Consider the following 24,761-nt stretch of genomic DNA (forward strand, 5'->3'; position numbering starts at 1 on the left):
GCGTCCGTCGCGGCCGTCTCTCGCGCCGCGCTAACGAGGTGGTGGGGATTCGAGGAGTCGGCGAACGGCCTCGGTGAGTGAGAGATTCTTGCCGTACATCTCCGCGATCATCCGTTGCTGCTCGTGCAGCACCTCTTGGGATTTCGTGTAATACGAGAAGAACACGGCAGTGGTGACGACGTTGATCGCCAGGAGCGTCGCACCCACGATCAGCAGACGGACGCCGATGCGCAGCGACGCCGACTCAGCGTCGCTCTCCTTCCACGAGATGTCGGTGTCGGCCACCACGTCATCACGGACCGTGAAAGTCGGTGGTCCATCGGTGATCGCGGTGATCGTGTACCTGCGGTTCCTGCGCAGCAAGGTGGGTGCCAGGTCGAGGCCGTGCGCGGTGCGGGATACCGGCAGACGGGTGCCATTCTGGTCCGGGATCAGCGCCACCACCGGAGCACTCACCTCGATCGGCAGCGACATGCCTTGGACGAAATCGTCCGGCCGCACGTCTTTCTGGCCCCGATTGACAAGCGTCGCAACCACGAGATGCGGGTCGCCGATCGCCGCCGCGCCATAGGACACCCGCAAGCGCTCAGGCCCCGGCACCCCCGAGATCATGCGCCGGGAATCGAAATCGAACCGCACGACATTGCGGCGGCGATTGGCCACGAAGTAGTAGAACCCGGCGACAACGCCGACAGTTGTCGCCACCAGTGCCGCCACCGGAACCCACACCATGAGTGCAGTGTCCCCGCTGGGCATGCCGAACGGAAGACGCCCGCACCGAACGACGGGCAAACCCGTTGTCCGGCAGCCGTTTCAGCGATGGGCGTGCAGAGCGGTGTGCAGCGTCGCCGCCCACTGCTCGACGATCCGCTTACGACGGGCCGAGTCGTCGGTGAGGACGTCGGCCAATCCGAGGCCGCGGGCCATGTCCAGGGTCGCCTGGACCAGATGATGGGCGACCGGGTCGGAGTCGTCCACGCCGAGGGCTTCGACGGCACGGCGGTGGGACGCGCGACCGAAACGGGCCTCCAACGGGACGATGCGTTCGCGCAGCGCCGGATCGGCGGCGGCGTGCGTCCACACCTGCAGGGCCGCCTTGAACAGCGGACTGGTGTAGGACTCGACCAGCCCCGCCACCACCGCCTCGGTGCGGGCGGGTCCGTCGCCCAGCTCGGCCAACGTCGCCGCCTCCTGCACGGCCTGCCCGCCACGCGTGTCGAACATGTACGCCAGCGCGGCGGTGATCAGATCCTCCCTGGTCGGAAAGTGATGCTGGGCCGCACCACGGGACACCCCGGCGCGCTCGGCGACCACGGCGACCGTAGCGGCCGCCCAGCCCTTTTCGGCCAGGCAGTCGATGGTCGCCTCGAGCAGGCGCTGCCGGGTGGCTCGGCTGCGATCCTGCTTCGGTTCGTGGGGTGTCGCCATGGTCGCTATTCTGCCCAGCTCGGCGGGCGACGCTGCAAAAAGGCCAGCATGCCCTCGTGCACTTCGGAGGTGCCGAAGAAGCTCGCCGAACGCTGCGCGAGTTCCTCGGCGGAGGAGTCGAACTGCGCGAGGATGTCCGCGTTGACCAGCCGCTTGGCCTCGGCGAGCCCCTGCGGCGACCCCTTGCGCACCTCCCCGCACAGCCGCGCCACCTCGGCCGCCGGGTCCTCGGCAGTGACGGTGACCAGGCCGATCTCCTGCGCCATGGCGGCGCCGAACTTCTCGCCGGTCAGGTAGTACCGGCTGGCCGCGCGCGGACTGAGCCGAGGCAGCAGGGTCAGCGAGATCATGAAGGGCGCCAACCCGATCCGCACCTCGGTGAGCGCGAAACTGCTGCCCGGCCCGGCCACCACCAGGTCGCAGGCGGCCACGATCCCCATGCCACCGGCTCGCACGTTGCCGTCGATCTGCGCGATCACCGGCTTCGGTGTCTCCACCAGCCTGCGCAGCACACCGATCATGACCCGGGTGCGCTCGTCGGCGGCCACGGCCGGATCGGCGTCGCTCGCCTCACTGAGATCCGCGCCCGCGCAGAAGGTGTTGCCGGTATGCGCGAGCACGATGACGCGCACCTTGTCGTCGCCGGCCGCGTCATCGAGTCCGTACAGCAGCTCGGCGACCAGCTTGGATGACAGCGCGTTGCGGTTGTGCGGCGAGTCGAGTGTGAGCGTCGCGACACCACCGCTCACCTCGTAGCGGACGTACGGACCCGTCTCGGTCATGCGCGTCCCTCTCAGTACGACTTCGGCAGGCCCAGCGAGTGCTGCGCGACGAAGTTCAGGACCATTTCCCGGCTGACCGGCGCGATGCGACCGATCCGGGAGGCGGCCAGCATGGCGGCCAGCCCGACGTCCCTGGTCAGGCCGGAGCCGCCGTGCGTCTGGATGGCCTGATCGAGCGCTTTGATGCTGGCCTCCGCCGCCGCGTACTTCGCCATGTTGGCGGTCTCGGCGGCACCCATCTCGTCACCGGCGTCGTAGAGCGTCGCCGCCTTCTGCATCATCAGTTTCGCCAGCTCCAGTTCGACCTTCACCTGCGCAAGCGGATGCGAAATACCTTGGTGCGCACCGATCGGCGTCTTCCACACCGTGCGTTCCTTGGCGTATTCCACGGCACGGTCGATGGCGTAGCGGGCGAGGCCGATGGCCATCGCGGCGCCCATGATGCGCTCCGGATTCAGCCCGGCGAACAGCTGCATCAGCGCCGCGTCCTCCTTACCGACCAACGCGGTCGAGGGCAGCCGGACGTCGTCGAGGAACAGGTTGTACTGGTGGTCGGGCTCGATGATGTCCATCTCCTGCGCCGTCTTGGTGAAGCCTTCGGCGTCGGTCGGCACGATGAACAGGGCGGGCTTCAGCTTGCCGGTCTTGTGGTCCGCGGTGCGGGACACGATCAGCACGGCCTCGGCCTGGTCCACACCCGAGATGAAGATCTTGCGGCCGTTGAGGATCCAGTCCTCGCCGTCGCGGCGGGCGGTGGTGGTGATCTGGTGGGAGTTGGAGCCCGCGTCCGGCTCGGTGATGCCGAAGACCATCTTGCCGGAGCCGTCGGCGAGCTTGGGCAGCCACTCCTGCTTCTGCTCGTCGGTGCCGTACTTGGTGATGATGGTGCCGCAGATCGCCGGGGACACCACCATGAGCAGCAGGCCTGCGCCCTGCGCGGACAGCTCTTCCATCACCAGCGACAGCTCGTACATGCCCGCACCGCCGCCACCGTATTCCTCGGGCAGGTTCACCCCGAGGAACCCGAGTTTGCCCGCCTCGTTCCACAATTCGTCGAGCGGTTCGTTGTTACGCGCCTTCGGCAGCACGTAGTCGCGGTAGTTGTACTTCGCGGCCAGCGCCGCGACGGCGGCCCGCAGCGCCTTCTGCTCTTCGGTTTCGATGAAGCTCATCAGTTCTCCTGTATCTCGCGGGCGCTCCCGCACCCCGTCGGCTCGATGAGTGCTGCGCGATGGTGTCTCATCAAGCCTCCTGTGTTTCGTTGGTCTCGTCGTTCGAGGCGGGTTCGACGACCGCGAGCACGGCGCCGACGTCGACCTGCTGGCCGACGGTGACGTTGACGGCGCTGAGCACGCCCGCGACGGGCGCGGCGATGGTGTGCTCCATCTTCATCGCCTCCAGCCACAGGATCGGCCGGCCCTGTTCGACGTGGCTGCCGACCTCGGCGCCGAGCCGGATCACGCTGCCCGGCATCGGCGCGAGCAGTGACCCGGTGGCCACTTGATCGGCCGGATCACTGAACCGCGGCAGCTTGCGCACGGCCACCGGGCCGAGCGGCGAGTCGACGTAGACCTGGTCGCCGTAGCGCGCGACCTCGAACTGCCTGCGCACCGGGCCACGTTCGCCCGGAACCGAGAGCACGACGCGATCCGGTGCGGAATCGACGAGGACGAGCCCGTCGTGACCGTCCACTGTGAGGCCGGTGCGGCCGAACCGGTAGCCCACCTCGTGCGTCCCGGTGGCGCGGCTCTCGTAGGACTTGCGCTGCGACTGCGACGGCAGGTTCCGCCATCCGCTGGGCAGCCCGCCGCCCACCCGCACACCGGCACGGTTCGCGGCGGCGTCGGCGAGCGCGGCGGCCACGATCGACAACGCCTCGTCGGATTCCGACACCAGCGGCGCGGCGAGGGTGTCCATGCCGTGCGTATCGAAGAACGCGGTGTCGGTGTCCCCGGCCAGGAACGCCGGATGGCGCAGCACCCGCACCAGCAAGTCCCGGTTGGTGACCAGACCGTGGATCTTCGCCCGGTGCAGCGCGGCGGCAAGCAATCGTGCTGCCGCACTTCGTGTTTCAGCGTAGGAAATGACCTTGGCCAGCATCGGGTCGTAATGCACGCCGACCACCGAACCGTCCACCACACCCGTGTCGAGGCGTACGCCGGGCCGGTCGAGCAGATCGAATTCGCTGCTCACCGAAGGGATCTCGATCCGATGCACCGTGCCGCTCTGCGGCTGCCAGCCGTGCGCGGGGTCCTCGGCATAGAGCCGGACCTCGATCGAATACCCGTGCAGCGCTGGCGGTTCGGCGGGCAAGGTGGCACCGGCGGCGATATCCAGTTGCAGCCGGACCAGATCCAGCCCGGTGGTGCACTCGGTGACCGGATGCTCCACTTGCAGGCGGGTGTTCATCTCGAGGAAGAAGAACTCGCCCTGCTCGTCGGCGAGGAATTCGACGGTGCCCGCGCCGGTGTAGCCGATCGCGCCCGCCGCCAGCCGCGCCGCTTCGAACAGCCGCGCCCGCATCCCCTCGGTGCGCTCCACCAGCGGTGCGGGCGCCTCCTCGAGCACCTTCTGGTGGCGGCGCTGGATGGAGCACTCGCGCTCACCCACCGCCCAGATCGTGCCGTGCGTGTCGGCCATGACCTGGACCTCGATGTGCCTGCCGGTCTCCAGGTAGCGCTCGCAGAACACCGTCGGGTCGCCGAACGCGGATTCCGCCTCCCGCCGGGCGGCGTCGATCTGCGGTGCCAGCTCGGCGAGGTCGCGCACCACCCGCATGCCACGCCCGCCGCCGCCTGCGGACGCCTTGATCAGCACCGGCACATGCTCCTCGGTGACCTCGGCCGGGTCCAGCTCGGCGAGCACGGGAACACCGGCGGCGTCCATCATCTTCTTCGCGGCGACCTTCGAACCCATCTGCTCGATCGCCTCGACGGGTGGCCCGATCCAGACCAGCCCGGCATCGAGCACCGCTTTGGCGAATTCGGCGTTCTCGGAGAGGAATCCGTATCCGGGGTGAATGGCGTCGGCGCCGGTGGCGAGCGCGGCCTCGATGATCAGCTCACCGCGCAGGTAGGTCTCCGCGGGCGTGTTGCCGGGCAGGCGCACGGCGGCGTCCGCCTCGGTGACGTGCGCAGCGGCGGCATCCGCGTCGGAGTACACCGCGACGGTGCCCAAGCCCATCCGGCGGCAGGTGGCGAAGACCCGGCGGGCGATTTCGCCACGGTTGGCGACGAGGACGTTCGTGACAGGCGGGGTGAGGGAGGTATTGGGCACAGCGCGCCTCACATTCGGAAGACGCCGAAGCCTTCGGCGCCCTTGATCGGGGCATTGTGAATGGCCGACAAGGACATTCCCAATACCGTGCGGGTATCTCGCGGGTCGATGACGCCGTCGTCGTAGAGCCGCCCGGACATGAACATCGCCAGCGACTCGGCCTCGATCTGCGCCTCCACCATGGCGCGCATGCCGGCGTCTGCCTCCTCGTCGAACGGCAGGCCCTTCGCCTCGGCCGCGGCCCGGCCGACGATGGAAATGACGCCCGCCAGCTGTGCCCCACCCATGACGGCGGATTTCGCACTGGGCCAGGCGAAGACGAAACGCGGGTCGTAGGCCCGGCCGCACATGCCGTAGTGGCCTGCGCCGTAGGACGCGCCCATCAGCACCGAGATGTGCGGCACCTTCGAGTTGGAGACCGCGTTGATCATCATCGCGCCGTGCTTGATGATGCCCTTCTGCTCGTACTCCTTGCCGACCATGTAGCCGGTGGTGTTGTGCAGGAACAGCAGCGGGGTGTCGGACTTGTTGGCCAGCTGGATGAACTGGGTGGCCTTCTGCGATTCCTCCGAGAACAGCACCCCGCGCGCGTTCGCCAGGATGCCGATCGGATACCCGTGCAATTCGGCCCATCCGGTGACCAGGCTGCTGCCGTAGAGCGGTTTGAATTCGTCGAAGTCCGAGCCGTCCACGATGCGCGCGATCACCTCGCGCGGGTCGAACGGGATCTTCAGGTCCGACGGCACGATACCGAGCAGGTCCTCGGGGTCGTACAGCGGCTCGATCACCTCGGCGCGCGGGGCCGGGCCCCGCTTGCGCCAGTTCAGCCGCTTGACGATGGAACGGCCGATGCGGATCGCGTCCTGCTCGTCCACCGCGTAGTAGTCGGCGAGCCCGGAGATCCGCGCGTGCATGTCGGCGCCACCGAGCGATTCGTCGTCGGACTCCTCACCGGTGGCCATCTTGACCAGCGGCGGGCCGCCGAGGAAGACCTTGGAGCGCTCCTTGATCATCACCACGTGATCGGACATGCCAGGGATGTAGGCGCCGCCCGCGGTGGAGTTGCCGAACACCAGCGCGATGGTCGGAATGCCCGCCGCCGACGCCTGGGTGAGATCGCGGAACATCCGGCCGCCAGGGACGAAGACCTCTTTCTGCGTGGGCAGATCCGCGCCACCGGATTCCACCAGCGAGATCACCGGGAGCCGGTTCTCCCGCACGATGTCGTTGATGCGCAGGGTCTTGCGCAATGTCCACGGGTTCGAGGTGCCGCCGCGCACGGTCGGGTCCGGCGCGACGATCATGCACTCGACGCCCTCCACGACCCCGATGCCCGCGATGGTGCTCGCGCCGACGTGGAATTCGCTGCCCCAGCCCGCCAGCGGGCACAGCTCCAGAAACGGCGAATCCTCGTCGATGAGCAGTTCGATGCGCTCGCGAGCGGTCAGCTTGCCGCGTTTGCGGTGCCGGGCCAGCTTGTCCGGTCCGCCGCCCGCGATGGCCTTGGCGAACTCCGCCTCGACCTCGACGAGCTTGGCGGTCATCGCCTCCGCCGCCGAAGCGTACTCGGGCGACCCGGTGTCCAGGGTGCTGCGCAAGATGGTCATGACTGGTACCCCAATCGTTTCGCCGCCAGTCCGGTGAGGATTTCCGTGGTGCCGCCGCCGATCCCGAGGATGCGCATATCCCGATACTGGCGCTCGATCTCGGATTCGCGCATGTAGCCGAGGCCGCCGAAGAGCTGGACGGCCTGGTTGGCCACCCACTCGCCCGCCTCGACCGCGGTGTTCTTGGCGAAGCACACCTCGGCGATCAGGTCGGTCTCGCCCTCGGCGCTGCGCTGCACCACGTCGCGCGTGTAGACCCGGGCGACGTCGATGCGCCGCGCCATCTCGGTGACCGTGTTCTGCACCGCCTGCCTGCTGATCAGCGGACGGCCGAAGGTCTCGCGGTTGCGCACCCACTCCAGGGTCAGGTCCAGGCAGCGCTGCGCGCTCGAATAGGCCTGCACCGCGAGGCCGACGCGTTCGCTGACGAAAGCACCCGCGATCTGGTGGAAGCCCGAGTCCTCCGGGCCGACCAGGTTCTCCACCGGCACCCGGACGTCCACGTAGGACAGCTCGGCCGTGTCGGAGGCGAGCCAGCCCATCTTGTCCAGCTTGCGGCTGACCGTGAAGCCCGGCGTGTCCTTGTCGATCACGAGCAGCGAGATGCCCGCCGCTCCCGGTCCTCCGGTGCGCACCGCGGTGACCACGAAGTCGGCGCGGACGCCGGAGGTGATGTAGGTCTTGGCACCGTTGACGATGTAGTGGTCGCCGTCGCGGCGCGCGGTGGTGGTGAGGTGCCCGACGTCGGAGCCGCCGCCGGGCTCGGTGATCGCGAGCGAACCGATCTTCGCACCGGCGAGGGTCGGCTGCACCCAGCGCTCGATCTGCTCGGCGTTGCCGGAGGCGATAATGTGCGGCACCGCGATACCGCAGGTGAACAGCGAGGCGAACAGCCCACCGGACGCACCGGCCTGATGCATCTCCTCGCAGACGATCATCGCGTCTACGCCGTCGCCGCCCGAGCCGCCCGCGGATTCCGGGAACTGCACGCCGAGCAGGCCGAGGGCGCCCGCCTTCTTGTGCAACCCGCGCGGGATCTCCCCCTCGCGTTCCCAACCGTCCAGGTAGGGCAGGATCTCGCGTTCCACGAAGCCACGGACCGTGGAACGCAATTCGCGTCGCTCCGGCGTGTCCCAGGGTTTGGTCATGACAGCAACTCCACTGGAATGTCGAGGTGACGGGACCGCAGCCATTCGCCGAGTCCCTTGGCCTGCGGATCGAAGCGGGCCTGGTAGGCCACGCCTCGACCGAGCAAACCTTCGATGATGAAGTTCAGCGCCCGCAGATTGGGCAGGACATGCCGGGTGACGGTGAGCGAAGCCGCCTCCGGAAGCAGCTCTTTGACTCGCTCCACGGTAACTGTGTGCACCAGCCAGCGCCATTGCTCGTCGGTGCGCACCCACACGCCGACGTTCGCGTCGCCGCCTTTGTCGCCGCTGCGGGCCAGCGCGATCGTGCCCAGCGGCACGCGGCGGGTCTCCCCGGCAGGCAGCGGCTCGGGCGCGGGCGGCTCGGCGACCGCGGCGAGTTCAGCTGTGTCGGTGGACGGCGCGATATCCACACGGGTGCCGTCCGGCAGCACCGCCGTGTGTGGCACCTCGGCGGCGTCGACGAACCCCGGCGTGAACACGCCGTACGGAGATCCATTGCCCGGCAAGGTCGTAAAGCTGCATCCCGGATAGCTGGCCAATGCCAGCTCCACTGCCACGTTGGAGAACGCGCGCCCGACCTTGTTCGGATCGGGGTCGCGGACCACGCAACGCAGCAGCGCGCTGGCCTGCTCCTCGGTCTCGGCGTCCGGCCGGTCCAGGCGGGCCAGAGTCCAGGTCAGCTCGGCGGGCCGGGTCGGCAACCAGGACTCCAGCTGCCGTTGCGCCAGTTGGGCTTTCGCCTCGATGTCCAGACCGGTGAGCACGAACTCCATCTCGTTGCGGAAACCGCCGAGGGTGTTCAGCGAGACCTTGAGCCGGGGCGGCGGCGCCTCGCCGGTGACGCCGCTGATCCGCACCCGGTCCGGGCCGTCCTGGTCGAGCCGGATGGTGTCCAGGCGGGACGTCACGTCGGGTCCGGCGTAGCGGGCGCCCTGGATCTCATACATCAGCTGGGCTTCGACCGTGTCGACGGCCACCGCGCCGCCGGTGCCCGTGTGCTTGGTGATGACGCTGCTGCCGTCGGCGCGGATTTCGGCGATCGGGAAGCCCGGCCTGCCCAGATCGGCGAGTTCGGTGAAGAAGGAGTAGTTGCCGCCGGTGGCCTGGGTACCGCACTCGATGACGTGCCCGGCCACCACGGCTCCGGCCAGCCGGTCGTAATCGGTTCGGTCCCAACCGAAGTGCGCCGCGGCCGGGCCGACGATCACCGACGCGTCGGTGACCCGGCCGGTGACCACGATGTCCGCGCCCGCGTTCAGGCATTCGACGATGCCCCACGCGCCGAGGTAGGCATTGGCGGTCAGCGGTGCACCGAAGCCGAGGTCACCGGCGCGCGCGACCAAGTCGTCCCCCTCGACGTGCGCGACCTTCGCGTCCAGTCCGAGATCCGCGGCGACCTTGCGCAGCTTCTCCGCGAGACCGGCCGGGTTGAGGCCGCCCGCGTTCGCGACGATGCGCACCTTGCGTTCCAGCGCGAGGCCGAGGCAGTCCTCGATCTGCTTGACGAAGGTCTTCGCGTAGCCGAGGCTCGGGTCCTTCATCCGGTCGCGGCCGAGGATCAGCATGGTCAGTTCGGCGAGATAGTCGCCGGTGAGCACGTCGAGCTGCCCTCCATCGAGCATCTCGCGCATGGCACTGAGCCGATCACCGTAGAAGCCGGAACAGTTGCCGATCCGGAGCACGTCCGGGTCGGCGGCCAGCATACTCATCAGCGGGAATGCCTCCTGTACGGCGAACCGTCAGGATGGGGCCGCATGCCGCACCCGTGGAGTCCGCGTTCCGCGACCAGCATCACACTCGATCCAGAAAAAAGCAAGCACGCGTGCTTGTTAATTGCCCAAGGCAGTTTCACCGGCGCCCCCTGCGGTATCGCCGCGGTCGATACCGGCACAGCGACGTCGTGATCGCGCGGCCGCAAGGCGAACGGCTGCTCATGGGCGCGATACCGGCCACGGCGTCGGCACCCACGGCTCGATGACCTCGCCGCATGGAGCACAATGAGCACAGTGCCCAGCGACGTCACCGTGATCATTCTGTTCGCCCTGTCCGGATTCCTGCTCGGCGGCGCCTACACCACCTGGAAGACCGCCCGGCCGCTGTCCATCGCGCTGGCGGTCTGCGCCGTTCTCGCTGCGGGCGGCGCCCTGGCCTGGTGGCTCGGCTAGCTCTTCGAGAGACGGAAGATTCGCAGGTCGTCCGGGACCCCATTGAGCGGCGCCGCGAAAAGGCTGCGGCGATACGGCTTGACTTCGAAGCCGAGCTCGTCCAGCGTCTCCGGCCGCAGCGCCTGCAGCGTCGCCTCCGACAGCATGGTGTTCCCGTTGCCGCCGGCCTCCATGACCCGGGCCGCGATCGTCACGTCCACGCCGAGCCAGTCGCCGCCGATCTCACGCGGCGAACCGGTGTGCAAACCGATTCGCATCCGCGGGCGATAGCCGCGCACCTGCACCTCGGTCAGAGTGCGCCTGGCGGTCACCGCGGCGCGCACGGCGCGGTCGGCCGAGGGGAAGACCGCCATCACGCCGTCACCCATGCGCTTGACCACCTGCCCGCCGCGCTCGGCGATCGGCGGCTCGATGGCCTTGGCCACCTCACGCAGCAGTTCGAGGGTGGCCTCGTCACCCGCCGACAGCGACCATCGGGAGAACGCCACCAGATCGGTGAACATAACAGTTACCTCTTGGCTACCTTTTCCGCGCCCCACCCGCTCCAACATCGCCTGCCAGACCTGCAAGGCGCCGAAGCCGATTTCCCTGGCCGCGCTCGGCGCGTCGCCGACCAGTTTGTCCGCTGCCCGTGCGACCGCGCGCGCACCGCCCGGCCCCGAAACCGACAGGGGGTCACCGAATGCAGGATCACCGGGCAGCTGCTCGCGAGCCTTGCGCAGCACACCGATCAGATCGGCCCGCTGATTTGCCGCGCTCATCAGCGCGGACAGCTGGCCACGACGCGATCCGCCGGAACGGCGGGAAGACTCGAACTCCTCGGACGGCTCCAACGGAATGACCATTTCGGGCGGTATGTCGCCATCGGCCCCCGACTCGGCGCCGCCGGAAGGTGTTTCGCTCACGCCCCGAGGGTATCTCAGCCGATCTGACGTCGGCAGGTTAGCAATCATCGCCATCTCTCACCTCCGCGGTGAACGTCAGCGAGCACGCCGTCGGGCCCCGCGATGGATAACGAGCTGGTTGCTGAACCGAGGCTACTCGCGCGAGTACTGGTCTCGGAACCGACCGGCCGCATAGTTTCCGGGATGTTCACACGCGGCTGTGCACAAAGACGATCGGCCCGGCGCGAAGACTCGCACCGGGCCGATCGCCACACCGTCCGCCGGGCAGTGGCAGGCGGTGGACGGAGCCCCGGACCTCCCGACAAGGTCGGCGCTCCACAACCCGAGTGGCGAGGGAAGGCGACTCGGGTAGCTCCGCACTAGGCGTCGCGCTGGTTCACCGAGACCAGAGCCGCGCCGAAGACGATCACGACGAAGCCGGTGAAGTACAGCAGGCTCCCCCAGGGCCCCCAGTGCCAATTGGCAGGGGACGGGGCCGTGCTGAAGAAGTGGCTCGCGTTCGCGAACGGCAGGAACGGGGTGACGTTGCGGCCGAAGCTGCCGAACGCGCCGAGCAGGCCCTCGATGAGCAGCGGCCACAGCACGATCAGCGAGATCGCGGCGGCGGACTGTCGCACCAGCACGCCGACGCCGACCGCGAGGACGATGCACAGGAACGCGTAGACCGGGATGCCGTAGACCTCGCGCCAGTCCTCCGCACTGGACAGAGTCAGGCTCGCGCCCGCGTCCGGGCCGCCGAGCGCCTTGGCCACCAGGTAGGCGAGAAACACCAGCACGGTGGTCAGCAGCGCGCCGTACACGCCGACCAACCCCGCCTTGGTGAGGATGACACGGTCACGATGCGGGGTGGCCTGGAACGTCGTCCGGATGATGCCGAAGCGATATTCGCTGGTCACGGTCAGGGTCGCCATGATCATCAGAACCATCACGCCGAAGCCGCTGATTCCGGCTACCGCGGTGGAGACAGTCAGGTCGATCGCGCCATCCTCGCCGTAGGTCGTCCGCGCCACCCAGGCGAGCAGGGCCGCCATGCCGAGCGCGAGGGCCACGACGATGGCCGAGCACCACCAGGGCGACCTGGTCGAGGTGAGCTTGATTCGTTCCGCTGCCAGCACGCCCATCAGAGCGCACCTCCCATCACCTGATCGAAGCCTTCGCCGTGATACTGCACGGCGCCGCCGGTCATCCGCATGAACGCCTCCTCCAGCGAGGCGCGCTGCGGGGCCAGCTCGAACAGCGTGATGTCGTTCGCCGCGGCCAGCTTCCCGACCACGTCACTGGGCACGCCCGCCACGACGAGCGCCGGGCCGTCGGGGCCCGCGCCGTCCTCGCGGACGGTCATGCCGTTCGAGGTGAGCACGCTGCGCAGCTGCTCGAGCTGCGGGCTGCGCACCCGCACCGACTGCTCCGATGCGCGCTCGATGAACTCCTGCGTGGTCGAGTCCGAGATGAGCTTGCCGCGACCGATCACAACCAGGTGCTCGGCGGTCTGCGCCATCTCCGAGAGCAGATGGCTGGAGACCAGCACCGTGCGGCCTTCGGCGGCCAGTCGCTGCATGAACCGGCGGATCCACAGGATGCCCTCCGGGTCGAGACCATTGACCGGCTCGTCGAACAGCAGCACCTGCGGATCGCCGAGCAGCGCGCCGGCCAGGCCGAGCCGCTGCGACATGCCGAGGGAGAACCCGCCCGCGGACTTGCCGGCCACCTCCGACAGGCCGACCAGCCGCAGCACCTCCTCCACTCGGGACTTGGCGATGCCATTGGACGCGGCCATCCACTCCAGATGGGCGCGGGCCGACCGGTTCGGATGCACCCACTTGGCATCCAGCAGCGCGCCGACGGCACGCAGCGGATGGTCCAGCTCGTGGTAGGGCTTGCCGTGGATCAGCGCGGTGCCCGCGGTGGGCTTGTCCAATCCGAGGATCATCCGCATGGTGGTCGACTTACCAGCCCCGTTCGGCCCCAGGAAGCCCGTCACCTGGCCCGGTCGCACAGTGAAGGACAGGTCCTGGACCGCGACGGTCTGCCCATAGTGCTTGGTCAGGCCTCTCAGCTCGATCATGCTGCCCAGCATTCCGTAAAACGGGGCGGCGCGCGTCGGTAAATAGTGGCGAGTTCGGTCATCCTCGAGGATGAGGAGGAGATGAGGGGGATCCCCCCGGCGGCTACCGCGCCATACGCAGGCAGGTCGGCTGCCGAACACGACGGGCAATGTGCACGCACATCCGATCATCCGCGCAGGATAACGAGGGGTTTCGACCGAACACGGCGTGGAAGTCATGGATGACGGATCGGAACGGGCCTACCCACAAGGAGGATCGGCGGCATGCCCACACACGAGTCGCATCCGCATCGCCCGTCCTGGGTGCCCGACCAGCTCTACCCGTTCACCGACCACTACCTCGACCTCACCGAGGCCAGGGTCCACTACATCGATGAAGGCGATGGACCGCCACTGCTGATGCTGCACGGCAACCCGACCTGGTCGTTCCTCTACCGCGACATCGTCATCGGCCTGCGTGACCGCTACCGCTGCATCGCGGTCGACTATCCCGGATTCGGTCTGTCCTACGCGGCATCTGGCTACCGCTTCACCCCCGCCGAGCACGCCGAAATCGTAGGTCAACTGGTCCAGCGGCTCGATCTGCGCGAAATCACGCTGATGGTGCAGGATTGGGGCGGCCCGATCGGGTTCGCCACGGCCACACGTCACGCGGACCGGTTCACCGCTTTCGTCATCGGAAATACCTGGGCCTGGCCCAAAGCCGACCTGGGAACGCAAGCGTTCTCGCGCCTTCTCGGCGGCCCGGTCGGTGGCTGGCTGATCCGGCAGCACAATTTCTTCGTCGAACGCATCATCCCGGCCGGAGTCCGGCTCACGAAGCTGGACGACACCGTGATGAACGCATATCGCGGCCCCTTCCCCACCCCCGCCTCGCGCGAACCGGTGCACGTATTTCCCCGCGAGATCCTCGCCAGCCGCGCTCTGCTCGCCGATATCGAACGCAAACTCCCGACTGTCACCGACCGACCTGCGCTGATCGTTTGGGGCACCAAGGATGTCGCCTTCCGCGCCGCCGAACTTCGCCGGTGGGAAGAATTGTTCCCGCAACATCGCACCGTCCCCCTCGTCGGCGCCGGCCATTACATTCAGGAAGACGCGTCCGAAGAGATAGTCACCGCGATCCGCTCCTGGGCATCCGCCTGAACCCTGCGCGAATCCGGTCTCCGCCTGCACGCGCCGCGCCGGAAAGGGTTGAAACGCGGCTGATCTCGCAATGCTGCCGCTCCACCAGGTCCACCCGCACCGGAATCGCGGTGTGCATCATGGTCGGGCAGGTGACGCGACGGAGTCCGTCCAGACGACGTCTGCCGCAAGCACCAGCACGGCACTGAGTGCGGCGGCGGCGTCGAGAAGGGCGCGGGAGCGAGCCGCGATGCCGGCCTCCCTGGCGTCCAGCGCGGCTGCGACGTCTTCGGATCGATTCCCGCGCGGCAAGTCCGGCATCAAGGTCCGGAGAGTGTCGATGCGGTATCCGGCACTGCGCAACTGGTGGACGATCCGCGCATCCCGGACCTGGTCCGGCGAGTACCGTCGCGCCCCTTGCGCGGCAACGCGGTCCGGAACGACAAGCCCCTCGGCGTCCCAATGCCGCAAGGTCGACGGACGCACACCCAGCGCGGCGGCGAGTTCGGAGACACCCATCGAATCCGACGGGCGCACATCATCGATCGGCTCGGCGGAGATCGCCTCCGCCGCCCGCTTGGCGAGCTCGAGGTCCGTACGATCGCGATCGAGCCGGGCGTGCGCCGCATCGAGCAGGGCGAGTACCTCGGCGGCCGGGCGCTCATGGACCGCACGAACGATCCGCTTGGCCTCGACCGGACCGACCCCCACCGCCAGCGCACGGTAGGCCAGCGCTGAACGCAGGTGAATCTCGCCGTACCTGCGATAACCCGCGGGGGTGCGCGTCACCGTCGGCAGCACCCCGGCACGCTCGAGGTTGCGTATCTGCTGCACGGAGTATCCGGCCTGCCGCGCGACATCGACCGTGCGCATCGACGAGTTGAGAGTCGACACTCTGCTGTACCTGGTCTTCCTTCTCAGAGTCTCCACAAGCACCTTAATGAAACGCTGGAGCACATGACCATCGACGAGATCATCGGCTTCGCATCCGGCCTGGAGGGAGTCCTGACCCTGCAACCGCGACCCGGCGACGGCTCACCCGAGATCAGCTGGGGCGACACGTTCTTCTATTACTCACCGACCGGGGACGTGCCGAAGGCGACTCAGCCCTTCGCGACGATCGTGACGAAGAACTACCCCGGCGACGAAAGCTCCCGCTTGGAACGCCCGGATACGTTCCGCGTCAACATCGCAGCCGGAAAAGAAGCCTTCATCCAGTGGACCGGCCGCGCGCCGCGCGAACCAGCCGCCGACATCGACCCCAGCATCCTCGATACCGTGATCGCACACCCCGTCTACGGCCCCGTTGGTTGGCTCGCGATAGTGAATCCAGGCCGGCGCTCGGAAGAAGCCGCCCGCGGACTGCTCCGCACGGCCTATCAGCTCGCACGCTCCCGCTATGAGCGGCGTACTGGGTCAACGGGCAGCTGATGAATGATGACGCGCGACCGGTCCGGTCTGCCACGAGTTGCATCGCGCCACTGATCGACGCGGGCCGGATGCACCGGAGACAGCAGCACAGCGACTCCGGTTCACCTCACAACACGGGCGACGACGCCTGGGCCCAGAATCGCTTGGGGATGCGTCCGGCGAGGCGGGCGGCGTATCCGGCGCGGACCGCGTCCGCCATGGCGGCAGCCATCAACTCTGGGCGATGGGCCCTGGTCACGGCGGTGGCCAGCAGAACCGCCGCGCAGCCGAGTTCCATGGCGAGGGCGGCGTCGCTGGCGGTGCCGATGCCCGCGTCCAAGATGACCGGGACATTCGCGGCGGCGACGATCATTTCGATGTTGTGTGGGTTGCCGATGCCGAGGCCGGTGCCGATGGGGGCGCCGAGGGGCATGACCGCCGCGCAGCCCGCCTCTTCGAGGCGGCGGGCCAGGATCGGGTCGTCGTTGGTGTAGGGCAGCACGACGAAGCCGTCGTCGACGAGTTGTTCGGCGGCGGTGAGCAATTCGATCGGGTCCGGCAGGAGGGTGCGCTCGTCGGCGACTACCTCGAGCTTCACCCAGTTGGTGTCCAGCGCCTCACGGGCGAGCTGCGCGGTGAGCACCGCTTCGGCGGCGGTGCGGCAGCCCGCTGTGTTCGGCAGCGGCGCGATGTTCAATCGCTTCAGCAGGTCGAGCACGCCGGTGCCGCCCGCCGCATCGATCCGCCGCATGGCCACGGTGGTCAGCTCGGTGCCGGAGGCGATCAGCGCCTCCTCCAGCACGGCGAGGTTTTCCGCGCCGCCGGTCCCCATGATCAGGCGGGAGCCGAACGCGCGGTCGGCGATGCGCAGTGGGGCGTCGGCCTCCGCGCGCCCCGCCGCGACCGACTCCTCAGCCACCTTGGACCGCCGTCAGCACCTCGATCTGCCAGCCGCGCCGCACCGGTTCGTCCCAGCGCGACTTCGGGAACACCGCCCCGTCCACCGCGAGCGCGACGCCCTTGCACGGCAGGTCGAGGCGTTCCAGCAGCTCACGCACGGTGAGCGGTGCGGCGAACTCGTGCTCGTCGCCGTTCACCGTGACACCGATGGGGACGGATGACAGCGTCATCGGATTCCTCCTACAGTCGTCGAAAAGCGTTGCGGGTCGGCGACTTCCGCTTCGGGCAGCGTTGCCCCGCCGAGCAGGCTCGCCACCGCGTCCGCGGTGAGCGGCACGGTCAGCATCCCGTTGCGACCGTGCCCGGTGGCCGCGATGATCCGGTCGGTGAGCCGGCCGATCAGCGGCAGGTTGTCCGGGCTGCCCGGCCGGGAACCGGCGCTCGCCTCGGCGAGCTCGTATTCGCCGATGCCGGGGAACACCGCCTCCGCGTCGGCGATCAGGTCGCGCACGCCCGCGACGGTGACCGCGGTGTCGAAACCGGCCTCGTACTGGGTTGCCCCGACCACGATCCCGTCGGCGCGCGGCACCAGGTACACCGGCCTGCCGTGCACCCGAGCGCGGATCACCCGCCGCGGCGCGGGAGCCACACCTGGCCGCTGCCGGAGCCGCAGGATCTCGCCCTTGACCGGTCGGACCGGCAGCTCAGGCCACAGCTCCGCCGACGCGGCGCCCGCCGCCAGCACGATCTGATCGTGCGGAAGTTCCGTCAGCGAGTCTACGGACTCGGTGCGCACCAGCACGCCCGCCGCCTCGGCCGCCTGACGCAGCGCGGTGACCAGCCTGCGGTTGTCGATGGCGGGTTCGGTGGGCGCGAGCAGCGCGGCGCGCACGGAGCGGGCCAGCGTGGGTTCCAGCTCACGGACTCCGGCGCGGTCCAGGATGCGCAGTTCGTGGCCGCGGCCGCCGACCCAGTCGGCCACGGTACGCAGGTCGGCGGCGTCGGCCGCGTCCAGCGCGACGGTCATGGTCTCGTCGGCGACGAAGACAGCGAGCCCGGTCGCGGCTTCCAACCGGGCGGCGAACTCCGGCCAGCGGGCCAGCGAGGCGGCGCCGAAGTCGAGCACTCGCTCCTCCCCCGGCCAGCCCTCCGACAGTGGCGCGAGCATGCCCCCGGCGACCCAGGAGGCGCCGCTCGCCACCGCCGGATCCAGCAGGGTGACCGACCAATCGGCCTCGGCGGCGCGCCAGGCCACAGCGAGCCCGATGGCGCCGCCACCGACGACGGCCAGAGTCCGCATTCGCTCCACCTGCCTCCTATTTCGCATCCCCACGGTAGCGCGGCTACGGTCGAAGACGTGCAACCCTCCCATCCGAATCGACCCGCCTCGCCGCGGGAGCGTCTGGCACATGCGCGTCTGTATCTCTGCACCGACGCACGCAGGGAGAAGGGCGATCTGGCCAGGTTCGCCGAGGCGGCGTTCGCGGGCGGAGTCGACATCATCCAGCTCAGAGACAAGGGGTCGCCCGGCGAGGCGAAGTTCGGTCCCCTCGAAGCCAGGGCCGAACTCGGCGCGCTCGCCGAATTGAAGGCGGCCGCGCGCAGGCACGGTGCGCTCGTCGCGGTGAACGACCGCGCCGACATCGCGCTGGCGTCGGGTGCCGACGTGCTGCATCTCGGGCAAGGTGACCTCCCGCCCTGGTACGCGCGCCGGATCCTCGGACCCGATGTGGTGATCGGACGATCCACGCACAACCGCGCGCAAGCCGGGCTCGCCGCGATCGACGAGCACATCGACTACTTCTGCACCGGCCCGATCTGGGCGACCCCGACCAAGCCGGGCAGGCAGGCGGCGGGACCCGAGCTGGTCCGCTCGACCGCCGACGCCCACCCGACCCGGCCTTGGTTCGCGATCGGCGGGATCAACGCGGACAACCTGCCGCAAGTGCTGGAAGCCGGGGCGGCTCGGGTGGTCGTGGTGCGCGCGATCACCGAGGCCCGGGATCCGGAGGCCGCTGCGCGGGAGCTGAAAACGGCGCTGCTGGCGAACGCGTAGCCGCCGGCATCAGGAAAGCAGCTGCCCTCGGGTGAACGAAAGGGCGGTCTCCACCGCGGTGTTCCCGTTCGCCGTCGGCTCGGTGGTCTGAACGCCGAGGTCATCGACGATCCTGGCAGCGTCGCCCGGTCCGTCCGGATCCGAGTGCAGCCAGACGAAACCGAGCTCGGCGAGGTCGAGCGTGCGGGGCAGCGCGGCGGCTACCGCGCGGTCGATCTCGGCGAGCAGCACACGCGCGGGTGCGGCGCGCAAGGTGGGCCACGAGGCGGCGAAGCCGGGATGCAGCGGACGGGCGTCGACCTCGGGCTCAGGGACCCAGGCCAGCTCGGTGCTCTCCCGGTTGCCAGTGGTCGGCAGGGTCATCACCGCGTCGGCGACCACCGTGGTGTAGGTCCAGCCACTCAGGGCGGACGCGGTCACCCGCGCGCCGCGCACTCGGACGTCGGCGGGATCGATACCCGCTTCCTCCCATGCCTCGCGGACCGCCGCGTGCTCGGGCGTCTCGTGACTGTCGCGGGCGCCACCGGGCAATGCCCAGGTCCCGCCCTGGTGGCTCCACGGTGCGCGGTGTTGCAGCAGCACCGCCGAACCACCACCGGCGAGCGGAGCGCGCAGCAGCAGTCCGGCGGCGCCGAAGCGGCCCCAGTGCCGCAATCCGTCCGGGCCACGCGACCAACCGTCGCCGTCACCACGCATCTCGTACCATCCTCATCCAGCTACGACAGTGAAGTCTGTCTGCTGCCCCGCGTCGAGCAGAGCAAACAGCAGCCGCATAGAGTTTGCAGCCGGACGGAGTCCGTCCACTGCCCACGCCGGCCCGAGCGAAGGCAAGATAGCCGCCTCTTGCTCCCAACCGGGGGTGTTTCACACGCCGCAGCGTCCGTACGACCACAATAAACTCCGCACCAACATGCGCGGAGCGATCGAATGTTCGATCGGACCGTGAGAAATCCGCGCACTCGGCCCAGACTGGGGAGGTGGACATGGCTAGCTCTGAGCCGACGGCGGCCGAACTCCGGCCGTCGTCCGCGCCCGCCGGCCGGGACAACGTTCCCGGCGGGCTGAGCGTCGCGGTGGTGCGCGAACGTCTCGACTTGTCCAACCTGCGTTCGTTCGCCAATTCCTCCCCGGGACGGCTGATCGCGCTCGGGCTGCTGCTCATCGGCCTGTGCCTGGCCGCAGGCTCGGTGACCGCCGCGACCGTCAGCGAACGGCAGCAGGGCCTGGACGTGCTGCTCTACGACACCGAACCGGAGGCGTACTCCGCACACCAGCTGTATACCTCGCTGTCGATCGCCGACGCCGCCGCGAGCACCGCCTTCATCGCGGGCGGGCTGGAGCCGCAGACGGTGCGTGATCGCTATACCCAGGCCATGGGCGAGGCGGCCGCGGAGTTGGTGACCCAATCCGACCGCGCCGTCGGGCCGAACACGACAGCCGATTCGGATACCCGGCTGCGTACCGGCATAGTGACCGGCCTGCCGGTGTACTCGGGTCTGATCGAGACCGCGCGGACGAACAATCGCAGCGGATATCCGGTCGGAGCAGCGTATTTGAGCGAGGCGTCCAACCAGATGCAGACGACACTGCTACCGATGGCCGAGGAACTGCACAATCACCGTTCCGCCGCGGTGGCCACCGCGCAGCGCAACCACGTGCGGCCACCATGGCCCGCCATCGGCCTGCTGATCCTCACCCTCGGCGTGCTGGTCTGGGTGCAGCGAGACCTGGCGCGGCGCTGGCGGCGGGTGCTCAATCCCGGCCTCCTGCTCGCGTCGGCGGCGATGCTGATCCTGCTGGCGTGGACGGTCGTCGCGGGCTCGGTGTCAGCGACGTCGATGATCGGCGCGCGCGACGACGGCGCGGTGCCGTCGTCGCGGCTGACCGAGAGCCGGATTCTGGTGCAGCAGGCGCGCGCCGCGGAGACATTGAAGCTGGTGCGCAGGGACGCCACCGGCGACTACGACCGCACCTTCGACGCGGGTATCGAGCGCCTGGCCGATCTGATCGGCAAGTACCCCGATTCCGCGCCCGCCACCGACGACGTGCGCAATGCCGTGCCCGCGCTGGCTCGTTGGCGGGTGGCGCACCAGCGCATGAACGACGCGCTGGCCAAGGGTGATTTCAATGGCGCGGCCGCAGTGACCACCGGCCCTGGCTCCGCGGACGCCACCGCGCAGGTCGAGGCGCTGGACCGTTCACTGGAACAGGGCATCGCCGAGACACGGCACACTCTGCGCGACGAGATCTCCCAGGCGGCCCGCGTGCTGGACTTCCTAGGAGCAGGAGCGATGGTGCTCGGCATTCTGGCGGCAGGCTATGTAGGACTCGGCATGTGGCCCCGGCTTCGGGAGTACCGATGAGATCCCCGCGCGGCATTCTGGTCGTCGTCCTCGTCGTGGTGGCGCTGGCGAGCGGTTGCGCCGGCGATTCCGGCGCACCACTGGAGACCAAGACGCCCAAATACACCGATGCCCCACTGCCGGCCAACGCCATACCCGTGCTGACGGATTCGCCGGTCCCCCCGCCGCCCAGCGCACCGCGGTGCGGAGACCCGACCGCCAGTCTGCGCCCCACCGGGGCGGGGGCCGCCGCGCGCGGACCGGTTATCGACGCCATCCGGGCGCGCGGCAGGCTGCTCGTCGGGCTGGATACCGGCAGCAACCTGTTCAGCTTCCGCGACCCGGTCTCCGGCTCCATCGTCGGTTTCGACGCCGACATCGCCAGGGAGGTCGCCCGTGACCTGCTCGGCAACCCGGACCTGATCGAATTCCGCAGCCTCGGCTCGGCCGAGCGCGAGACCGCCCTGCAGAACCACACCGTCGATCTGGTCGCCAAGACCATGACGATCAACTGCGAACGGCGCGAGAAAGTCGCCTTCTCCACCGTCTACCTGCATGCGAATCAGCGCGTGCTCGCGGTGAAGAACTCCGGTATCGACAGCTTGGCCGATCTCGCGGGTAAGCGGGTGTGCATCGTCTCCGGCACCACCTCGCTGGACCACATCCGCCGCGACCAGCCCGCCGCGACCATCCTCACCGTCCCTACCTGGGCAGACTGTCTGGTCGTCCTGCAGCAGCGCCAAGTCGACGCGGTCAGCACCGACGATGCCGTCCTCGCGGGTCTCGCCGCGCAAGACCCGTACACCGAGTTGGTCGGCGGCAGCATCGCCGCGGAGCCGTACGGCATCGGCATCCCCAAGGGCCAGGACGATCTCGTCCGCTTCGTCAACGGCACGCTGGATCGCATCCGCAACGACGGCACGTGGGCCGGGCTGTACCAGAAATATCTCACCGTGCTCGGCCCGCTTCCCGCTCCACCCACTCCGACCTATCAGGATTGACGGGAGATGAATACCCGGCCCGCCTCGGATCCCGAACCAGACGAAACCGCCACGGGACAGCCGGGTTCGGCCGAGGTATTCAAGGGCGGGTCGACCGGTTCGGCCGGGGGCACCGACGATCCGGCCCCGTACCCGCAGCGGCCGGGCGGCGAAACATCGAGCGCGGCCGAGCAGCCAGCCGATCCGGGCTCGGAGGCGGGCGAAGAGGACCCGAACGCAACCCGTAGGCAGTCCGTCGGCGGCGCTACCGCGGACGAAGGCCCCGCCACGGAGCTCGCCCCTGAGCTGCCGGAGACATCCGCCGTGGAGCAGGAAGCTGCGGGGCGGACGAAATGGGACCCGGGTGCGTCGGTGCCGCTGCGCACCACGGGACGCAGCGTGCGTACCGCCCACAGCCGTCCGACCGTGCGACGGCTCGGCGCGGGCCTGGTGCCGATTCCGGAGGTGCCGTCCGTCGATCCACCCGACGCCGTGCTCGCCGACCCGGTTGTGTCCGAGGGCAGGCGGTTCTGCTGGCGCTGCGGCAAACCGGTCGGCCGGGCGACACCGATCCGGCCCGCGACGACGGCGGGCACCTGCGTGGTCTGTGCGGCCCCGTTCGATTTCCGGCCGACGCTGCACGCGGGCGACATGGTCGCGGGGCAGTACGAGATCCAGGGCTGCATGGCCCACGGTGGGCTCGGCTGGATCTACCTGGCGATCGACCGCAATGTCAGCGACCGCTGGGTGGTGCTGAAGGGACTGCTGCACGCCGGCGACGCCGAAGCGCAGGCGGTGGCGATGGCCGAACGCCAATTCCTGGCCGAGGTGGCGCATCCCAGCATCGTCAAGATCTACAACTTCGTCGAGCACACCGACGACCACGGCATACCCGTCGGCTACATCGTCATGGAGTACGTGAGCGGCTGTTCGCTCCGCGACATCCTCGACAACTACGAACGCCCGCAGCGCATGCCGGTCGCCGAGGCGATCGCCTACCTGCTGGAGATCCTCCCCGCGCTGGAGTACCTGCACTCGACCGGTCTGAGCTACAACGACCTCAAGCCCGACAACATCATGGTCACCGCGGACCAGGTCAAGCTGATCGATCTCGGCGCGGTCGCCCCCATCGGAGCGTACGGAAACCTCTACGGCACCAGGGGGTTCCAGGCACCGGAGATCGCGAAGACGGGCCCGACGATCGCTTCGGACATCTTCACCGTCGGCCGCACGCTGGCCGTACTCACCCTGCATGTGCCGACGGAGCACGGACGCTATCTCGATGGCATCCCCGATCCCGCCGATGAGCCGGTGCTGGCGCGTTACGAATTCTTCTATCGCCTGCTGCTCTGCGCGACCGACCCGGATCCGGAACGCCGCTTCCCCTCCGCGCGGGCGATCGCCACGCAACTGGCGGGAGTGCTGCGGGAAATCCTCGCGCTGGAGTCCGATAACGAGCACCCGCAGCTGTCCGCCGTCTTCACTCCGCCGCGCGGCAGCTTCGGCACCGAGGAACTGATCAGCCAGACCGACGCCTACACCGACGGCCGCTCCCGCAGCAGCCGGCTCGACGCCCTCGATGTGGTGGCGGGGCTGCCGATTCCGCTGCTGGACCCGGCCGAGCCATCAGCGCCGTTGCTCGCGGCCGCGGTGCATCCCGAACCGCGTCAAGCGCTCGAGGCGCTGTGGAACGCACGCGAGCGGGCCGACGCCGATCCGGCCGACGCCCCGGAGAGCCTGGACCTGGAGCTCACGCTCGCCGAGGCCAGAGTGCGGATCGACCTGCGCGAGTCGGCCGTCGTGCTGGACCTGCTCGCGCGCCTACCCGAGCGGGAATGGCGGGTCAGCTGGTATCGCGGCATGGCCGAACTGCTCGACCGGGAGTACGAGCGCGCTTTCACGAACTTCGACGAGGTCTTCCGGGTGCTTCCCGGCGAGATCGCTCCCAAGCTCGCGCTCGCCGCCACTGCCGAACTCATTCTTCAGCATTGGGATTCGCCGGATCCCGAGCAATGGCGCGCCTACGCGGAGAAGACGTACGAGACCGTCTGGCGCACCGACCGCACCGTGGTGAGCGCCGCCTTCGGCCTGGCCAGGCAACTGGCGGCGAATGACCGGGTGACCGAGGCCGTGCAGGCGCTCGACGCGGTGCCCGCGGCGTCGCGGTGTTTCACCACCGCGCGGATGACCGCCGTCCTGTTGATGCTGACCGCCGCACCGGTGGCCGAACTCGATGAGTTCACGCTGCACATCTCGGCGTCGCGCGTGCAGAGTCTGCCGAGAGGAGAGAGTCGTGCGGTGCAGATGCGGGTGCTGGTCCTCGGCGCGGCGCTGGCCTGGCTCCAGGCGGGCAACACGCCCAAGCGCCCGGACGCGACGCTGTTCGGCGCGCCGTTCACCCAGCGGGAACTGAGGGCAGGCACCGAGGCGGGGCTGCGTGCCCTTGCCCGCGGCGCGCCCAACCGCAAACACCGCTACGCGCTCGTCGACCTGGCCAACGCGATTCGCGCGAAAAGCTGGATCTAGCTGTACCCGGCCATCACGTTGATAGCAGTCGGCTGATCAGGGC

General features: G+C 69.0%; 23 protein-coding genes. 7 read left to right on the forward strand and 16 right to left on the reverse strand.

Features of this window, described 5'->3' with window-relative positions; translation table 11 throughout:
• Positions 1-30: 30 nt before the first annotated feature.
• The 8 genes from OHA40_RS13710 to OHA40_RS13745 all read right to left on the reverse strand — a co-directional run bounded on the left by OHA40_RS13710 (position 31) and on the right by OHA40_RS13745 (position 9,953).
• A complete protein-coding gene (locus tag OHA40_RS13710) occupies positions 31-732 on the reverse strand; it encodes a hypothetical protein (protein ID WP_330233428.1) in 702 nt (233 codons plus the stop codon).
• Between the two features lie 81 nt (positions 733-813).
• Complete coding sequence (locus tag OHA40_RS13715) at positions 814-1,428, reverse strand: TetR/AcrR family transcriptional regulator (protein WP_330233429.1); 615 nt, start codon at positions 1,426-1,428, stop codon at positions 814-816.
• Positions 1,429-1,433: 5 nt separating this feature from the next.
• A complete protein-coding gene (locus OHA40_RS13720; RefSeq protein ID WP_330233430.1) occupies positions 1,434-2,210 on the reverse strand; it encodes an enoyl-CoA hydratase family protein in 777 nt (258 codons plus the stop codon).
• Positions 2,211-2,221: 11 nt separating this feature from the next.
• The gene (locus OHA40_RS13725) at positions 2,222-3,382 is read right to left on the reverse strand and encodes an acyl-CoA dehydrogenase family protein (protein WP_330233431.1); all 1,161 of its coding nucleotides are present in this window, start codon (positions 3,380-3,382) and stop codon (positions 2,222-2,224) included.
• A gap of 70 nt (positions 3,383-3,452) precedes the next feature.
• Entirely contained in the window at positions 3,453-5,486 is a 2,034-nt protein-coding gene (locus OHA40_RS13730) for an acetyl/propionyl/methylcrotonyl-CoA carboxylase subunit alpha (protein ID WP_330233432.1), read from the reverse strand.
• 8 nt (positions 5,487-5,494) lie between these two features.
• Positions 5,495-7,093, reverse strand: coding sequence for an acyl-CoA carboxylase subunit beta (locus OHA40_RS13735; protein WP_330233433.1), 1,599 nt, complete (start codon positions 7,091-7,093; stop codon positions 5,495-5,497).
• Positions 7,090-8,241 carry an acyl-CoA dehydrogenase family protein gene (locus OHA40_RS13740; RefSeq protein WP_330233434.1) on the reverse strand — a complete coding sequence of 384 codons (1,152 nt, stop codon included), beginning with the start codon at positions 8,239-8,241 and terminating at the stop codon, positions 7,090-7,092. The genes OHA40_RS13735 and OHA40_RS13740 overlap by 4 nt, the downstream gene beginning before the upstream one ends.
• On the reverse strand, positions 8,238-9,953 hold the full coding sequence (locus OHA40_RS13745) for an acyclic terpene utilization AtuA family protein (protein WP_330233435.1): 1,716 nt from the start codon (positions 9,951-9,953) through the stop codon (positions 8,238-8,240). The genes OHA40_RS13740 and OHA40_RS13745 overlap by 4 nt, the downstream gene beginning before the upstream one ends.
• Before the next feature lie 288 nt (positions 9,954-10,241).
• On the opposite strand from OHA40_RS13745, the gene OHA40_RS13750 reads away from it, so the two are divergent.
• Entirely contained in the window at positions 10,242-10,409 is a 168-nt protein-coding gene (locus tag OHA40_RS13750; RefSeq protein ID WP_330233436.1) for a hypothetical protein, read from the forward strand.
• On the opposite strand, the gene OHA40_RS13755 is transcribed toward OHA40_RS13750, so the two are convergent.
• The 3 genes from OHA40_RS13755 to OHA40_RS13765 form a co-directional block, all read right to left on the reverse strand.
• Entirely contained in the window at positions 10,406-11,254 is an 849-nt protein-coding gene (locus OHA40_RS13755) for an adenylate/guanylate cyclase domain-containing protein (RefSeq protein ID WP_442944043.1), read from the reverse strand. The two genes, OHA40_RS13750 and OHA40_RS13755, sit on opposite strands and share 4 nt — an antisense overlap.
• A gap of 419 nt (positions 11,255-11,673) precedes the next feature.
• Positions 11,674-12,435, reverse strand: coding sequence for an ABC transporter permease (locus OHA40_RS13760; protein WP_330233437.1), 762 nt, complete (start codon positions 12,433-12,435; stop codon positions 11,674-11,676).
• Positions 12,435-13,379, reverse strand: a complete 945-nt coding sequence (locus OHA40_RS13765) for an ABC transporter ATP-binding protein (RefSeq protein WP_330233438.1) — start codon at positions 13,377-13,379, stop codon at positions 12,435-12,437. The genes OHA40_RS13760 and OHA40_RS13765 overlap by 1 nt, the downstream gene beginning before the upstream one ends.
• A gap of 264 nt (positions 13,380-13,643) precedes the next feature.
• Between OHA40_RS13765 and OHA40_RS13770 the strand changes: the two genes are divergently transcribed.
• Positions 13,644-14,525, forward strand: a complete 882-nt coding sequence (locus OHA40_RS13770; protein ID WP_330233439.1) for an alpha/beta fold hydrolase — start codon at positions 13,644-13,646, stop codon at positions 14,523-14,525.
• 117 nt (positions 14,526-14,642) lie between these two features.
• On the opposite strand, the gene OHA40_RS13775 is transcribed toward OHA40_RS13770, so the two are convergent.
• Positions 14,643-15,377, reverse strand: coding sequence for a MerR family transcriptional regulator (locus tag OHA40_RS13775; RefSeq protein WP_330234161.1), 735 nt, complete (start codon positions 15,375-15,377; stop codon positions 14,643-14,645).
• Between the two features lie 84 nt (positions 15,378-15,461).
• Here OHA40_RS13775 and OHA40_RS13780 point away from each other — a divergent pair, with 84 nt between their 5' ends.
• Positions 15,462-15,935, forward strand: a complete 474-nt coding sequence (locus OHA40_RS13780; protein ID WP_330233440.1) for a DUF6194 family protein — start codon at positions 15,462-15,464, stop codon at positions 15,933-15,935.
• 106 nt (positions 15,936-16,041) lie between these two features.
• Here OHA40_RS13780 and OHA40_RS13785 read toward each other — a convergent pair whose 3' ends face one another.
• The 3 genes from OHA40_RS13785 to thiO form a co-directional block, all read right to left on the reverse strand.
• Positions 16,042-16,746, reverse strand: coding sequence for a thiazole synthase (locus OHA40_RS13785; RefSeq protein WP_330234162.1), 705 nt, complete (start codon positions 16,744-16,746; stop codon positions 16,042-16,044).
• A gap of 79 nt (positions 16,747-16,825) precedes the next feature.
• The gene (gene thiS / locus OHA40_RS13790; protein WP_330233441.1) at positions 16,826-17,044 is read right to left on the reverse strand and encodes a sulfur carrier protein ThiS; all 219 of its coding nucleotides are present in this window, start codon (positions 17,042-17,044) and stop codon (positions 16,826-16,828) included.
• Positions 17,041-18,114 carry a glycine oxidase ThiO gene (thiO, locus tag OHA40_RS13795; RefSeq protein ID WP_330233442.1) on the reverse strand — a complete coding sequence of 358 codons (1,074 nt, stop codon included), beginning with the start codon at positions 18,112-18,114 and terminating at the stop codon, positions 17,041-17,043. Before thiO ends, thiS begins: the two co-directional genes overlap by 4 nt.
• A gap of 57 nt (positions 18,115-18,171) precedes the next feature.
• Between thiO and thiE the strand changes: the two genes are divergently transcribed.
• Positions 18,172-18,870, forward strand: coding sequence for a thiamine phosphate synthase (gene thiE / locus OHA40_RS13800; RefSeq protein WP_330233443.1), 699 nt, complete (start codon positions 18,172-18,174; stop codon positions 18,868-18,870).
• A 9-nt stretch (positions 18,871-18,879) separates the two neighbouring features.
• Here the strand turns inward: thiE and OHA40_RS13805 are convergent, their stop codons facing one another.
• Positions 18,880-19,566, reverse strand: coding sequence for an NUDIX hydrolase (locus OHA40_RS13805; protein WP_330233444.1), 687 nt, complete (start codon positions 19,564-19,566; stop codon positions 18,880-18,882).
• Between the two features lie 287 nt (positions 19,567-19,853).
• Here OHA40_RS13805 and OHA40_RS13810 point away from each other — a divergent pair, with 287 nt between their 5' ends.
• From OHA40_RS13810 to OHA40_RS13820, 3 genes are read left to right on the forward strand one after another with little or no spacing between them, the layout of a single operon-like run.
• Positions 19,854-21,233, forward strand: coding sequence for a hypothetical protein (locus OHA40_RS13810; protein WP_330233445.1), 1,380 nt, complete (start codon positions 19,854-19,856; stop codon positions 21,231-21,233).
• Complete coding sequence (locus OHA40_RS13815) at positions 21,230-22,213, forward strand: glutamate ABC transporter substrate-binding protein (protein WP_330233446.1); 984 nt, start codon at positions 21,230-21,232, stop codon at positions 22,211-22,213. Before OHA40_RS13810 ends, OHA40_RS13815 begins: the two co-directional genes overlap by 4 nt.
• Positions 22,214-22,219: 6 nt before the next feature.
• Positions 22,220-24,718: a serine/threonine-protein kinase gene (locus OHA40_RS13820; RefSeq protein WP_330233447.1), complete on the forward strand. Its 2,499-nt coding sequence runs from the start codon at positions 22,220-22,222 to the stop codon at positions 24,716-24,718.
• Positions 24,719-24,761: the final 43 nt, after the last annotated feature.

Source organism: Nocardia sp. NBC_00508 (assembly GCF_036346875.1).
Lineage (GTDB): Bacteria > Actinomycetota > Actinomycetes > Mycobacteriales > Mycobacteriaceae > Nocardia.

Bases quoted from the DNA above. Each gene is read 5' to 3' on its own strand.
- OHA40_RS13710 (WP_330233428.1), bottom strand. From the start codon at position 732: ATGGTGTGGGTTCCGGTGGCGGCACTGGTGGCGACAACTGTCGGCGTT.
- OHA40_RS13715 (WP_330233429.1), bottom strand. From the start codon at position 1,428: ATGGCGACACCCCACGAACCGAAGCAGGATCGCAGCCGAGCCACCCGG.
- OHA40_RS13720 (WP_330233430.1), bottom strand. From the start codon at position 2,210: ATGACCGAGACGGGTCCGTACGTCCGCTACGAGGTGAGCGGTGGTGTC.
- OHA40_RS13725 (WP_330233431.1), bottom strand. From the start codon at position 3,382: ATGAGCTTCATCGAAACCGAAGAGCAGAAGGCGCTGCGGGCCGCCGTC.
- OHA40_RS13735 (WP_330233433.1), bottom strand. From the start codon at position 7,093: ATGACCATCTTGCGCAGCACCCTGGACACCGGGTCGCCCGAGTACGCT.
- OHA40_RS13740 (WP_330233434.1), bottom strand. From the start codon at position 8,241: ATGACCAAACCCTGGGACACGCCGGAGCGACGCGAATTGCGTTCCACG.
- OHA40_RS13745 (WP_330233435.1), bottom strand. From the start codon at position 9,953: ATGAGTATGCTGGCCGCCGACCCGGACGTGCTCCGGATCGGCAACTGT.
- OHA40_RS13750 (WP_330233436.1), top strand. From the start codon at position 10,242: ATGAGCACAGTGCCCAGCGACGTCACCGTGATCATTCTGTTCGCCCTG.
- OHA40_RS13755 (WP_442944043.1), bottom strand. From the start codon at position 11,254: ATGGTCATTCCGTTGGAGCCGTCCGAGGAGTTCGAGTCTTCCCGCCGT.
- OHA40_RS13760 (WP_330233437.1), bottom strand. From the start codon at position 12,435: ATGGGCGTGCTGGCAGCGGAACGAATCAAGCTCACCTCGACCAGGTCG.
- OHA40_RS13765 (WP_330233438.1), bottom strand. From the start codon at position 13,379: ATGATCGAGCTGAGAGGCCTGACCAAGCACTATGGGCAGACCGTCGCG.
- OHA40_RS13770 (WP_330233439.1), top strand. From the start codon at position 13,644: ATGCCCACACACGAGTCGCATCCGCATCGCCCGTCCTGGGTGCCCGAC.
- OHA40_RS13775 (WP_330234161.1), bottom strand. From the start codon at position 15,377: ATGCGCACGGTCGATGTCGCGCGGCAGGCCGGATACTCCGTGCAGCAG.
- OHA40_RS13780 (WP_330233440.1), top strand. From the start codon at position 15,462: ATGACCATCGACGAGATCATCGGCTTCGCATCCGGCCTGGAGGGAGTC.
- OHA40_RS13785 (WP_330234162.1), bottom strand. From the start codon at position 16,746: ATGGGGACCGGCGGCGCGGAAAACCTCGCCGTGCTGGAGGAGGCGCTG.
- thiS (WP_330233441.1), bottom strand. From the start codon at position 17,044: ATGACGCTGTCATCCGTCCCCATCGGTGTCACGGTGAACGGCGACGAG.
- thiO (WP_330233442.1), bottom strand. From the start codon at position 18,114: ATGCGGACTCTGGCCGTCGTCGGTGGCGGCGCCATCGGGCTCGCTGTG.
- OHA40_RS13805 (WP_330233444.1), bottom strand. From the start codon at position 19,566: ATGCGTGGTGACGGCGACGGTTGGTCGCGTGGCCCGGACGGATTGCGG.
- OHA40_RS13810 (WP_330233445.1), top strand. From the start codon at position 19,854: ATGGCTAGCTCTGAGCCGACGGCGGCCGAACTCCGGCCGTCGTCCGCG.
- OHA40_RS13815 (WP_330233446.1), top strand. From the start codon at position 21,230: ATGAGATCCCCGCGCGGCATTCTGGTCGTCGTCCTCGTCGTGGTGGCG.
- OHA40_RS13820 (WP_330233447.1), top strand. From the start codon at position 22,220: ATGAATACCCGGCCCGCCTCGGATCCCGAACCAGACGAAACCGCCACG.